At 76.3% G+C, this 11,876-nt stretch carries 11 protein-coding genes; 5 read left to right on the top strand and 6 right to left on the bottom strand.

Going from position 1 to position 11,876, the window contains the following annotated elements; translation table 11 throughout:
• The first annotated feature begins 154 nt into the window (after positions 1-154).
• The 4 genes from ACF053_RS13095 (at position 155) to ACF053_RS13080 (ending at position 3,674) form a co-directional block, all read left to right on the top strand.
• Complete coding sequence (locus ACF053_RS13095) at positions 155-1,090, top strand: AurF N-oxygenase family protein (protein ID WP_391953936.1); 936 nt, start codon at positions 155-157, stop codon at positions 1,088-1,090.
• A 64-nt stretch (positions 1,091-1,154) separates the two neighbouring features.
• Positions 1,155-1,886 (top strand): TetR/AcrR family transcriptional regulator, encoded by a 732-nt coding sequence (locus ACF053_RS13090; RefSeq protein ID WP_391953935.1) that lies wholly within the window; start codon positions 1,155-1,157, stop codon positions 1,884-1,886.
• A 10-nt stretch (positions 1,887-1,896) separates the two neighbouring features.
• Positions 1,897-2,190: a hypothetical protein gene (locus ACF053_RS13085; protein ID WP_391953934.1), complete on the top strand. Its 294-nt coding sequence runs from the start codon at positions 1,897-1,899 to the stop codon at positions 2,188-2,190.
• Between the two features lie 482 nt (positions 2,191-2,672).
• A complete protein-coding gene (locus ACF053_RS13080) occupies positions 2,673-3,674 on the top strand; it encodes a C40 family peptidase (RefSeq protein WP_391953933.1) in 1,002 nt (333 codons plus the stop codon).
• Positions 3,675-3,839: 165 nt separating this feature from the next.
• Here ACF053_RS13080 and ACF053_RS13075 read toward each other — a convergent pair whose 3' ends face one another.
• Genes ACF053_RS13075 through ACF053_RS13055 form a run of 5 tightly spaced genes read right to left on the bottom strand, consistent with a single transcriptional unit; the run spans position 3,840 to position 9,507 of the window.
• Entirely contained in the window at positions 3,840-5,075 is a 1,236-nt protein-coding gene (locus ACF053_RS13075; RefSeq protein WP_391953932.1) for a styrene monooxygenase/indole monooxygenase family protein, read from the bottom strand.
• A gap of 50 nt (positions 5,076-5,125) precedes the next feature.
• Positions 5,126-5,740 (bottom strand): GTP-binding protein, encoded by a 615-nt coding sequence (locus ACF053_RS13070; protein WP_391953931.1) that lies wholly within the window; start codon positions 5,738-5,740, stop codon positions 5,126-5,128.
• Positions 5,721-6,140, bottom strand: coding sequence for a DUF742 domain-containing protein (locus ACF053_RS13065; RefSeq protein WP_391953930.1), 420 nt, complete (start codon positions 6,138-6,140; stop codon positions 5,721-5,723). Before ACF053_RS13065 ends, ACF053_RS13070 begins: the two co-directional genes overlap by 20 nt.
• Positions 6,137-6,640, bottom strand: a complete 504-nt coding sequence (locus ACF053_RS13060) for a roadblock/LC7 domain-containing protein (RefSeq protein WP_391953929.1) — start codon at positions 6,638-6,640, stop codon at positions 6,137-6,139. Before ACF053_RS13060 ends, ACF053_RS13065 begins: the two co-directional genes overlap by 4 nt.
• Positions 6,637-9,507: a sensor histidine kinase gene (locus ACF053_RS13055; protein ID WP_391953928.1), complete on the bottom strand. Its 2,871-nt coding sequence runs from the start codon at positions 9,505-9,507 to the stop codon at positions 6,637-6,639. The genes ACF053_RS13060 and ACF053_RS13055 overlap by 4 nt, the downstream gene beginning before the upstream one ends.
• Positions 9,508-9,886: 379 nt before the next feature.
• On the opposite strand from ACF053_RS13055, the gene ACF053_RS13050 reads away from it, so the two are divergent.
• Complete coding sequence (locus ACF053_RS13050) at positions 9,887-10,669, top strand: hypothetical protein (protein ID WP_391953927.1); 783 nt, start codon at positions 9,887-9,889, stop codon at positions 10,667-10,669.
• On the opposite strand, the gene ACF053_RS13045 is transcribed toward ACF053_RS13050, so the two are convergent.
• Positions 10,654-11,175, bottom strand: a complete 522-nt coding sequence (locus tag ACF053_RS13045; RefSeq protein ID WP_391953926.1) for a MarR family winged helix-turn-helix transcriptional regulator — start codon at positions 11,173-11,175, stop codon at positions 10,654-10,656. The two genes, ACF053_RS13050 and ACF053_RS13045, sit on opposite strands and share 16 nt — an antisense overlap.
• Between the last annotated feature and the right edge of the window lie 701 nt (positions 11,176-11,876).

Below are 11,876 nucleotides of genomic sequence, written 5' to 3'. Positions count from 1 at the left end.
GGTGCGCGGTGCGGGTGGTGACGGGGGCAGCGTCCATCTTGCTAGACGTCGGGTCAACAAGTCGCGCCGGGGGGATTGACGGGCTTACTGACAGGCAGTCTCATAAGGGAGCGACCGCAGAACCCGAAGAGCCGACTGCGAGGTGGCCGAGACCATGACGACCGTGTCCGAACCCGATCTGCGCCTGCTGCGCGACGCGCTGGGCCCGCTGCGGGACCGCGAGCAGGTCGCCGCGCGGCTGCTGGAGTCCTCCGCCAAGCACTCCTTCGACCCCGACACCGAACTCGACTGGGACGCGCCCTTCGAGGACGGCAAGTGGTTCTGGCCGCCGGAGCTGGTCTCCCTCTACGACACCCCCCTGTGGCGGCGGATGTCCGAGGAGCAGCGGATGGACCTCGCCCGCCACGAGGCGGCGTCCCTCGCGTCCCTGGGGATCTGGTTCGAGATCATCCTCATGCAGCTGCTGGTGCGGCACGTCTACGACAAGTCCGTGACCAGCAACCACGTCCGCTACGCGCTCACCGAGATAGCGGACGAGTGCCGCCACTCGATGATGTTCGCCCGGCTCATCCAGAAGGGTGAGGCCCCGGCGTACCCGGTGCCGCGCGTCTACCACAACATGGCGCGCGTGCTGAAGACGGTGTCGACGACGCCGGGGTCGTTCGCGGCGACGCTGCTGGGCGAGGAGATACTCGACTGGATGCAGCGCCTGACCTTCCCCGACGAGCGCGTCCAGCCGCTGGTGCGCGGCGTGACCCGCATCCACGTCGTGGAGGAGGCGCGCCACGTCCGCTACGCCCGCGAGGAGCTGCGCCGCCAGATGGTCACGGCGCCCCGCTGGGAGCAGGAGTTCACCCGCATCAGCTGCGGCGAGGCCGCCCGCGTCTTCTCCGTCTGCTTCGTCAACCCGCAGGTCTACGAGAACGTGGGCCTCGACCGCCGCGAGGCCGTCGCCCAGGTCAGGGCGAGCGGACACCGCCGCGAGGTCATGCAGTCCGGCGCCCGGCGCCTGACCGACTTCCTCGACGACATCGGCGTGCTGCGCGGGGTCGGGCGGAGGCTCTGGCAGAGCTCCGGACTGCTCGCGTGAGCGCGGCGGGCGGCCGGCCCCGGCGCCCTGACACCCGCCGCGCCGACGGGGTTACGCTGCGGGCATGACCCGTGCCGCCACGCCCGCCACGCCCGCGTACCGACGGCTGAGCGTCGAGGAGCGGCGTACGCAGCTCCTCACCGCCGCGCTGTCGCTCTTCGCGCACCACGCGCCCGAGGAGGTGTCGTTGGACGACGTCGCGGAGGCGGCCGGGGTCTCCCGGCCGCTGGTCTACCGGTACTTCCCGGGCGGCAAGCAGCAGCTGTACGAGGCGGCGCTCCGCTCGGCGGCGGACCGGCTGGAGCTGTGCTTCGCGGAGCCGGCAGACGGCCCGCCCACCGAGCGGCTCGCCCGGGTCCTCGACCGGTACCTGCGCTTCGTCGACGAGCACGACGCCGGGTTCAGCGCCCTCCTCCAGGGCGGCAGCGTCGCCGAGACGTCCCGGACGACGGCGATCGTGGACGAGGTGCGGCGGGCCGCCGCCGAGCAGATCCTCGTCCACCTCGACGTGCCCGACCCGGGGCCGCGGCTGCGGATGATGGTGCGCACCTGGATAGCGGCCGTCGAGGCGGCCTCCCTGATCTGGCTGGACGAGGAGAAGTGCCCGCCCGCGGCGGAGCTGCGCGGCTGGCTCGTCGACCACCTCGTGGCCCTGCTGACCGCCACCGCCGCGACCGACGCGCAGACCGCGCGGGTGGTGGCGGCGCTGCTCTCCCTGGAGACCGCCGAGGGGCCGGTCGGCACCCTCGCCCGCCGGGTGGTGCCCGTGGTGGGCGGGGCCGCCCACCTGCTGTGACACTGGTGCGGTGCGAACCGAGAACACGCCCTTCCACGGCGGCCCCCTGGACGGCCGGGTCCTGCCGGTGCTGACCGGCCCCACCGGCCATCCGCCGAAGTGGTACGAGGTCCCCGTCCCCGACGAGGGCGGCGGCCCGCCCACCGTCCACGCCTACCGTCGCGAGCCCGCCGGCCACTCCCCCCGGCTCGGCCTCCAGCGCGGCTGGAAGTACGTCTACGAGCCGGCCGGGCGCGAGCGGCGCGGCCTGATGTGGCCCTGGTCGAAGCCGGAGCGGCGGGACGGACCGGAGCGGCCCTCCTGAGCGCGGGCCCCGGCGGCGGAGGACGGCCGGCGCGCTCCCCCGCAGGGGCGGACGGGTTGGCCCGTTCGGCCCCATAGTCGTTTCATCCCCACATCTGACGAACCATCATCACTGCGTCCATGACCGGAGGTGGTGGCATGTCGATCGGCAGGGTTGCGCCGTACCGCGCGAGGGCGGCGGACCGGTGGGCGGTGGCGGTCCGGCGGGCGGTGGCCGTGCTCGCGCTCGCCTCGTCGCTCGCCCTCACCGCCCCCGCGCCCCCCGCGACGGCCGTCCCGGAACCCGGTTCCGGGTCTGAGGCCGGGGCCGAGCCCGAGCCCGAGCCCGGGGCCGAGCCCGGGTCCGAGTCCGGGGCCGGGCCCGAGTCCGGGGCCGGGCCCGAGCCCGAGTCCGGGGCCGGGTCCGAGTCCGAGTCCGGGCCCGAGTCCGGGGCCGGGGCTGGGTTTGGGGCCGGGGCCGGGGCCGGGGCTGAGTCCGTCTCCGTGTTGCTCACCCGCCTCCAGGCGCTCTACCGGGACGCGGAGGCGGCGGGCGAGACGTACCACGCCGCCCAGGAGCGACTGGCCGCGCAGACCGCCGAGACGCGGCGGCTCGGCGGCGACCTCACCCGCACCCGCGACGCCCTCGCCCGGGCCCGCGCCGCGGCCGGGCGGCTGGCCCGCGCGCAGTACCAGGGCCGCACCGACCTGCCCCTGTCGTTGCGGCTGCTCTTCACGCGCGACCCGCGCCACGCCCTCGACCAGGGTCAGGTGTTCCGGCGCGCGGCTCGGGAGCAGGCGGCGGCCGTCGCGCGGCTGGAGGGCGGCGAGAAGCGGGCCGACGCGGTCGCGACCGCGGCCCGCCGGGCCCTCGACGCGCACCAGGCGCTGATCGCCGCGCGGCAGCGGGCCCACGACGAGGCGCAGGCCCGGCTGCGGGAGGTCGAGGATGCCCTCGCGGGACTGTCGGCCGGGCAACTCGCGGAGCTGGCCGCGCTGGAACGGGACCGCGCGGACGGGGCCCGGCAGGAGCTGACGGCCACCGGGACGCTGGACGAGGAGGGCGTACCGGCCGGGGAGGGCACGCCGTCCCGGGAGGGCGCCGACGCCGTGGCGTACGCGGCGGAGCAGCTCGGCAAGCCGTACGCCCCGGGCGCCAGGGGCCCGGAGTCCTTCGACGACTCCGGGCTCGCGTCGCGGGCGTGGGAGGTGGCGGGCCGGTCGGTGCCGCGCGGCAGCGCGGAGCAGTGGCGGACCCTGCCCCGCGTCCCGCTGCGGTCGCTGCGCCCCGGCGACCTGGTGGTGTACTCCCCGGACGCCACCCACGTCGCGCTGTACGTGGGCGGCGGGCGCGTCCTGCACGCGCCGCGTCCCGGCGCCCCGGTGTCGGTCTCACCGCTGGCGGCGCACCCGGTGCTGGGCGCCGTACGGCCCGACGCGGACGCCCGGCCGCTGTCCTCCTACGCTCCGCCGCCGCTGCCCGGGGACGGCGCCGGCGGGGACTGATCCGCCACCGGTTCCGGCCGGTGGGTGGGGTCGGGGCCGCGGCGGGTCACCTCCTCGGGAGCGGCGGCCTCGGGCACCGCGCAAGTGCACCTGTCGTCGCCGCCGCCCCCTGCGGGGGTGACCCGCCACAGCGCCTCGCGGCCGGTGGCGGCGTGCGGGGTGGCGTCAGGCCGCGCCGACGGACGCCAGGTAGGCGGCGGTCGCCGCCGGGTCGTACAGGTACCCCTCGAAGTCCGACGGGTCGTCGAAGCCGTTGGCGAAGCGGTCGGCGACGGCCTGGTGCCGCTCGCCCGCGCCGATCAGGCCGAGCACGTGCTCCGGCGGGACGCCGAGCATGGCGTTCGTCCACTTCGTGACGTGCTGGGCGGTCTCCCAGTAACGGTCGAACGTGCCCTGCATCCAGGCTTCGTCGAACGGGCGGTCACCGTGCTCGACGATGGACGCCAGGTAGCTCGCGGCGCACTTCGCCGCGGAGTTCGCGCCCTGGCCGGTGATGGGGTCGTTCGCGACGACGACGTCCGCGACGCCGAGGACGAGGCCGCCGCCGGGGAGGCGCCCGACGGGCTTGCGGACGGTCGGCGCGTAACGACCGGCGAGGGTGCCTCCGGCGTCGGTCAGCTCCACCCGGGTGGCGCGGGCGTACTCCCAGGGCGTGTACCGCTCCATCAGCTCCAGGGTGAGCGCCAGGTGCTCGCCCGGGTCCTTGACGCCCTGGAAGACGTCGAGCGGCCCGCCCGGGATCCCCTCCCAGAACAGGATGTCCGCGCGGCCGCCGGTGGTGAACGTCGGCATCACGAACAGCTCGCCGACACCGGGCACCAGGTTGCAGCGGACCGCGTCGAACTCCGGGTGCTCGGGGCGGGGGCCGAGGCCGTGCACGTACGACACGGCCAGCGCGCGCTGCGGCTCGTCGAAGGCGGAGCGGGCGGCGTCGCGCTCGAACATCGACACCAGCTCGCCCTTGCCCGCGGCGACGAGGACGAGGTCGTAGGTGCGGGAGAAGTAGTCCAGGTCGGAGACGGCCGCGCCGTGGATGACGAGCCGGCCGCCGCGCTCGGCGAAGGTCTCCATCCAGCCCGCCATCTTCACGCGCTGGTCCACGGACTGGGCGAAGCCGTCGAGCCGGCCGACCCAGTCGACGGCGCGGGACCCGTCCGGGCCGGCGACCGAGACGCCGAGGCCCTCGATGCGGGGCGCCTGCGACTCCCAGAAGGCCAGGTCGAGGTCCCGTTCGTGCCGGAGCGCCGTGGCGAACATGACCTGCGTCGACATGACGCGCCCGTGGCGGATCTCGTCGGCCGTGCGGTTGGACATCAGGGTGACGTCGTACCCCCGGGCCTGCAGTCCGAGGGCGAGCTGGAGCCCGGACTGGCCGGCTCCGACGATGAGTATCTGGCGCATCGAGAGGGGGCCTCTTCTTTCCTTGTGTAGCCGTGGTGCGCGGGACACCCCTAGGCGGGGGTCGTCTCCAGGGCGCGGGCGACGAGCGCGAGCAGCGACTCGACGACGGTGGACCGTTCCCGCGCGTCCATGATCACGATCGGTACGTCGGGCGGGACGGTGAGCGCGTCGCGCACGTCCGCCACCTCGAACCGCGGGGTGCCCTCGAAGTGGTTGACGGCGACCACGTACGGCAGGCGGCAGCTCTCGAAGTAGTCGAGCGCGGCGAAGCAGTCGGTGAGGCGCCGGGTGTCGGCCATGACGACGGCGCCGATCGCGCCGCGCACCAGGTCGTCCCACATGAACCAGAAGCGCTGCTGGCCGGGCGTGCCGAAGACGTAGAGGACCAGGTCCTCGTCGAGCGTGACGCGGCCGAAGTCCATCGCGACGGTGGTGGTGGCCTTGTCGGGCGTGGCCGACAGGTCGTCGGTGTCCGCGGCGGCCTGGGTCATCAGGGCCTCGGTGCGCAGCGGGGTGATCTCGGAGACGGAACCGACGAAGGTGGTCTTGCCGACCCCGAAGCCGCCCGCGACGACGACCTTCGTCGCGATGGGGGCCCGGTCGCGGTCGAGCTGCCAGGGCGCCGGCGCCTCCTCCTCCGGCAGGTCACAGACGGCGGAGTCCATTGAGCACCCTTTCCAGCAGCGCGCGGTCGGGCTGCCCCGTGCCGTGCCCGGTTCCGTACACGCGCAGCCGCCCCTGGTCGGCGAGGTCGCTGACCAGCACCCGGACCACGCCGAGCGGTATCCGCAGCAGCGCGGATATCTCGGCGACCGTCCGCATCCGGCGGCACACCTGCACGATGGCCCGCATCTCGGGCATGAGCCGCCCGCCGGGCCTGGCCTGCCGGGCCTCCCTGACGGGGGCCGAGCCGTCCGCGTCGGGGGCCTCCAGGGCGGCGACGAACGTCTCGACGAGCAGGACGTGCCCGAAACGGGTGCGGCCGCCCGTGAGCGAGTAGGGGCGTACGCGGGCGGGCCTGCGCCCCTCGCCGCGTACCGGCAGCCCCGCCGACAGGGCGGTCACCGGTCGCCCTCCAGCGACCGGCGCAGCTCGCTGCGGAGTTCGGGCGTGAGCACGTGCCCGGCCCGGCCCACGAAGAGTGCCATGTGGTACGCGACGACGCTCATGTCGCAGTCGGGCGCGGCGTGCACGCCGAGGAGGGAGCCGTCGCTGATCGCCATGACGAAGACGCTGCCCTGTTCCATGGCGACCATCGTCTGCTTGACGCCGCCGCCGTCCATGAGGCCGGCCGCCCCGGCGGTGAGGCTGCCGATGCCGGAGACGATCGTGGCGAGGTCGGCGCTGGACCCGCGCGGGCCGCGCGGCCGCTCACCGCCGGCGTCCCCGCGCGCCGCGTCGGGGTCGGACGACAGCAGCAGCAGCCCGTCCGACGACACGACGGCGACGGACCGCACGCCGGGCACCTCCTCCACGAGGTTGCCCAGGAGCCAGTGCAGGTTCTGCGCCCCGCTGCTCGGTCCTCGGGTCCCGGTGCCGGTGCCGGAGCCGGTCGTCGCACTCACTTGTGTGCCTCCTCGACTGTGTCCCCCGTTCCTGATCCCGCTTCTTCCGTACCCGCGATCTCGGCCTCCACGTCACGCCGGCCGTCGCGGGCGCCCTGCTGGAACCCTCCCAGCCTGCGGCGCAGTTCCTCGGCGTTCACCCCGCCGGTGCGCTCCACCGGGGGCGCCGTCGTCTCGACGATCCGCGGCGTCCGCTTCGGCAGGCCCTTGTCGGTGACCCGCCCGACCCGCTCCCACTTGGGCGCGGCGTCCTCGCCGCGCTCGTGCCCGTCCCCACCGGGCTCGGGCAGCCGCACCTGGAGGGTGGTCTCGGCGGTCGGGGCGGACTCGGTGGTGTCGGTGGTGTCGGTGGCCTCGGTGGCCTCCGCGTCGTCGGTGGCCACCGTGGTGTCGGTGCCGTCGCCGGGTTCGCCGGTGGCCCCGGCGGTCGGGGCGGGTCCCGCGGCCTCGGCGGCCTCCGCGTCGTCGGCGGGTTCGGCGGTCGCCTCCGCGGGGACGTCGGCCGGAGTGTCGTCGGCCGGTGCCTCCGCGGCGTCGTGGCCCGTCCGCGCCTGCGGCGCGTCCTGCGGCGCGTCCTGCGTCACCGGGGCGTCGTCGGGGGTCCTGCGGTGCTGGGATCCGGGGGAGCCGGCCTCCGCCGCCGGGCCGGGCAGGCTCACGGTCGGCAGGCCCTCGGCGAGCGCCACCGCCGGCGGCACCGCCGGGGCGGGGGCGTCCGGCAGGAGGGTCTGCGGCAGGACGACCAGGGCCGTCACGCCGCCGTCCTCCTCGGTCCGCAGCTCGACGCGCGCCCCGTGGCGGGCCGCCAGGAGCGAGGCGACCCGCAGGCCGAGCCCCTCTCCCTCGGGCTCGACCCCGGCCCGAGCCCCGTCGGCGGCCGCGGCGGACGCGTCCGCCGCGGCCTGGGCCAGGGCGGGGTCGGCGAGTCGGGCGTTGAAGTCGGCGAGCCGCGCCGGGGTGATCCCGATGCCCTTGTCGCGTACGGACAGCATCACGTCGCCGCTCTCCAGCAGCCAGCCGGAGAGCTGGACCCGGGCCTCCGGCGGCGAGAACGACGTGGCGTTCTCCAGCAGTTCCGCGAGGAGGTGGCTGACGTCGTCGGCGGCGAACCCGGCGACGTACGCGTGCGGGGGCAGGGACTGGATGGCGACCCGCTCGTACCGCTCGATCTCGCTGACGGCCGCCCGCAGCACGTCCACCAGCGGGACCGGCCCCTGGTGGGCGTGGCTGTGCTCGTGCCCGGCGAGGATCAGCAGGTTCTCGCTGTGCCGGCGCATGACCGTGGCCATGTGGTCCAGCTTGAAGAGGGTGGCGAGCCGCTCCGGCTCCTGCTCGCGCTCCTCCAGCTTCTCGATGACCGTGAGCTGACGCTCGACCAGGCCGAGGGTGCGCAGGGACAGGTTGACGAACGTGTGGTGGACGGTGTGCCGCAGCGTCCGCAGCTCGGCCGTGAGCCGGTCGGTCTCCGCGCGCAGCTCGGCGTGGTGGGCGGTCAGCTCGGCGGCCGCCGCCTCCCGCCCGCCGTCGCGTCCGGCGCGGGCCGCGAGGTCGAGGAGGTGGCCGTGCAGGGTGTTGAGGGAGCGGACGACCTGGGCGAACTCGTCGTTCCGCCCGGTGAAGCGGATCGGCTCCTCCGCCTCCGGCGCGGCGGCGACCCGGGCGGCCCCGATGCGCAGTACGGCGAGCGGCCGGGTGAGCGTGCGGGCGACGGCCGTCGAGACGCCGATCGCGACGAGCAGACAGCCGCCGAGCACGGCGATGCGCAGCTCCAGAGCGGTGACGTCGGCGTCCCTCAGCCCCTCCATGCGCTCGACCTGGCGGGTGGCGAGGGCCGACTCGACGCCGCGCATCTGCTCGATGCGGGCGGTGAGCGCGGCGGACAGCTGCTCGGGGTCGGTCCTGCGCTCGCTGCGGGTCAGCTCGCGGCCGTCGGCGAGCTTCGCGAGGTAGCCCTCGGCCGCCTTGACCTCGGGGCCGGTGACGGTCGCGGCGAGCGACCGGCGGGCGGGTGCGTCGGCGTCGGCGTCGAAGTCCGCGAGGGCGACCTGCTCGCGGACGCGCGCGCGGTGGGCGGCGGAGGCCAGTTCGTCCCGGGCGCGGGCGGCGGCCGCGGCCTCGGGGTCCTCCTCGGTGACGTACCGGCCGCTGACCGGGTCGAAGACGGTGCGGTCGGCGCCGGCCGCATCGGGCAGGGCGAGCGCGGCGAGGAGGAGGCCGCGGGTGGCGGACGCCTGCTCGACGGCGCGGCCCAGTTCGGCGGGGGCGCGGCCGGGGCCGTCGGTGGCGCGGGCGGGGGTGCGGTCGGCGACCTGGCCGGCGAGGGCCCGCAGCCGATCGATCACCTCGGTGTACGCGCGGTGGGCGGCGAGCGCGGTGCCGTCGCCGGTCACGGCCGTGCGGCGCAGGGCCGGCACCTCGGCGAGGGCGCGGCGCAGGTCCTCGGGGGCGGCGGCGCGGATCTCCTCGATCTGGCGGTCCACGCGCGCGGTGGACGTGTTCGACAGGGCCGGCTTCGCGCGGCCGGCGCCCTCGCGCGGCCCGCCGGCACCCGTACCGCCGGCCTCGCCGTCACCGTCACCGCCGTCTCCCGTGCCGGCGGCGCGGCCCGCGGCGACGTACGCCGTGACCTCGTCGCGCTCGTCGGCGAGGGAGTGCGCGAGGGTGACCGCCTGGCGGTTCAGCTCGGCGAGGGTGACCAGGCCCTGGGATTCCGTCAGATCGGCGGAGGTGGTGAGCAGGCCCGGGGTCCCGGCGCCGATGACGGTGACGCCGACGAGGGCGACACCGGCCACGAGCCGGCTGCGGACCCGTACGCGGCGGCCGCCCGGAACGTGGGGATCGCCGGGAGTGTCACTGCGCTTCTGCACCGGTGCTCACATTCTTGAACTCGTTCGCCCTTGAAGCAGAGGTGACGGCCGGTCACACATGGAGAGCGCTCCCACCCCTGGTACGGCTTCCGACCATTCCAGCCCTTTTGGGCAGCGAGCACCCCTCGGCCACTCCGCCACCCGAACGAGTGAACAACACTCCGGAGTTGGCGAACAACTCGCGCACCGGCGGCCGGCGGGGTGGGGGCGGGGGCCGGGTTGGACCTTCCGCGCGGGCTTTGGCAGTATGCGCGCCCGCACCTCGGCCGGTGAGCCCGGCCCGGACCCTGCCTGGGCGGTCGGCGCCGCCCTGACCTGCTGGTACCGCTCCCTGCCGGGCCATGTGCGCGGCGTGGAGGAGTCATGCAGACTGAGGCGCATGCACAGTGAGACCGCTTCGCTGCCCGGCCGGCCCGAACGCCCCAACGAGGACTGGGCGGCCACGGCGGTCCCCGCGTCCGGCCGGGGCGGTGTGGTGGTGCTTCTCGACGGGGTGACCCCGCCTTCCGGGGACGACGGTTGTGTGCACTCGGTGCACTGGTTCACCGCGCGCCTGGGCGGCGCGCTGACCGAACTGTCCGCTTCGCGGACCGACCTGACGCTGACGGAGGTCCTCGCCGAGGCAATCCGGCGCACCGCGGACGCCCACGAAGGTGGGTGTGACCTTTCTCACGTCCGTACGCCCCAGGCGACGGTGGTCCTGGCGCGCTGGGACGACCGGACGGTGGAGCACCTCGTCCTCTCCGACTCGGTCCTGCTGCTGGAGTCGCCGGAGGGCGGGGTCCGGGCCGTCCTGGACGACCGGCTGGACGCGGTCCCGCCGGAGGTGCTGCGCTCCCACGCGGCCACGGACCTGCTCCGCAACGCCGACGGCGGCTTCTTCACGGCCGCCGCCGACCCGGCGGTGGCCGCGCGGGCGGTGACGGGCGTGACGCCGCGGTCCGAAGTGCGCGCGCTGGCGGCGCTGACGGACGGCGCGGCGCGGTGGGTGGAGCTGTTCCGGGAGGGCGACTGGCCGCAGTGCCTCGGCGTGCTCCGCAAGGAGGGCGCGCGGGGCCTGCTCGACCGGGTGCGGGCGCTGGAGGCGCGGGACGCGGAGGCCGGCGGAGTGCGGCGCTGGAAGCTCCACGACGACGCGACGGCGGTCTACGCGGAGCTCTGAGGGCCGCGCCGGGTCCCCGGCTCGCCGCCCTCGGCCCGGGTGTTGAGCTGGTGGAGGAGGCGGGCGAGCTCGGCGACCTCGGCGCGGTCCCAGCCGGCGAGCTTGCGCACGTACCGGGCCCTGCGGGCGTCGCGGACCCGGCGGAAGCGGTCCCGTCCCTCGTCGGTGAGGTGGACGAGCCAGGCGCGGCCGTCGGCCGGGTCCGGCTCCCGGGCGACGAGCCCCAGCTCCTCCAGCGCGCGCAGCTGGCGGCTCATCGTGGCCTTGCCGACGCCGAAGTACGCGGCCAGCTCGGTCGCGCGCCGGCCGCCCGCGTCGTCGAGCCGGGCGAGCAGGCCGTACGCGGCCGGCTCCAGTTCGGGGTGGACCTCCCGGGCCATCTCGCCGGAGGAGGCCCGGGCGCGGCGCAGGAAGACCGCCAGTTCGCGTTCGAGGGCGAGGAACTCCGGGTCGGCGGCGTCGTCCCCGGTGCGTTCCGGTCCGTTCCCCGTCGGGCCTGTGTGCATGTCCGCATCCCTCGCGCGCTGTCGTGCCGTGCCGTGCCGTGCCGTCCGCGGGTCCGGTGCCCACGGACGGCCAGTATTTCGCAGCGGCCGACCCGTCGGCGCAGGTCGGCGCGGCGACGGGGACGGGGGCAGCCCTCGGAGCGGGGTGGGGGCGGCGGAGGGCGCGGGCCGCGGGGACCCTGACCGGCGGCGGCTGCCGCGGGGCCTGGGCAGGTGGAGGCGGAGGCCGCGTCGCGGGGACGGCGGCGGGGGCGGGGTACGGCTGCGGAGCCGGCCGCGGGCGGCGGAGGGCGCGGGCCGCGCGGGGACGGCGGCGGCTGCCACGGGGTCGGCGGCAATTGCGGGGCCCGGGCGGGGGACCGCGGGCGGTGAGGCGCGCGACGGTGTGGCGGCTGGCGGGGTCCGGGCGCGTGGGGCGGCGGAGGGTGAGGCGCGCGGCGGTGTGGTTCGCCGTGGGCCGGGGGCGGGCGCGGCGGAGGGTGGCGTCCGGAAGCGTCACGGGCCGGGCGGGAGCGCCACCGGCCAGCCCGGGGGCGTCACGGGCGAGGGGGTGGGGGTCGGGTGCGGCGGCGCGGGTGCGGCGCGGCGCCCCCCCCCCCCCCCCCGGGCCCCGCCCCCCCGCCCCCCCCCCCCCCGGGGCCGGGCCCCGCCCGAAGGCCCCCGCAGCGACCCCCCCCCTCCCCCCGGGGGGGGGGCCCCCC

Origin of the sequence: Streptomyces kanasensis (assembly GCF_043077165.1) — a bacterium.
GTDB lineage: Bacteria > Actinomycetota > Actinomycetes > Streptomycetales > Streptomycetaceae > Streptomyces > Streptomyces changanensis.
The sequence above is the reverse complement of the archived record's forward strand: the minus strand, read 5'-3'. Positions and strand labels throughout refer to the sequence as shown.